Origin of the sequence: Pseudomonas yangonensis, from assembly GCF_009932725.1 — a bacterium.
GTDB classification, from domain to species: Bacteria; Pseudomonadota; Gammaproteobacteria; order Pseudomonadales; family Pseudomonadaceae; genus Aquipseudomonas; species Aquipseudomonas yangonensis.
Genome location: NZ_BLJU01000070.1, coordinates 1 through 240, shown reverse-complemented (window position 1 = coordinate 240; position 240 = coordinate 1). Strand labels below are relative to the sequence as shown.

The window sequence follows — 240 nt, the reverse complement described above, 5'->3', positions numbered from 1 at the left end:
GGGTGGGCGACTGGACAGTTCGCCCAGGCGGGTGGCCAGCGACTACTGCGCGCCAGACACGCCGCTGCGCGATGCCGTACGACTGATGCATGAACAGCACGTGGGCAGCATCGTGGTGCTCGACCCGGCCGACAGACCGCTGGGCACCTTCACCCTGCGCCACCTGCGCCGCGCTGTCGCCGACGGTGTCCACCTCGCCCAGCCGCTCGACCAGCTGCTGACGCCCAACCCCTTCCACCT

1 protein-coding gene is annotated in these 240 nt (G+C 70.4%); it reads left to right on the top strand.

Annotated features, from left to right (window positions below; all coding sequences use genetic code 11):
* Nucleotides 1–240 (top strand): CBS domain-containing protein (locus tag GYB81_RS23510; RefSeq protein ID WP_161897977.1); only part of this gene is annotated, 240 nt, incomplete at both ends.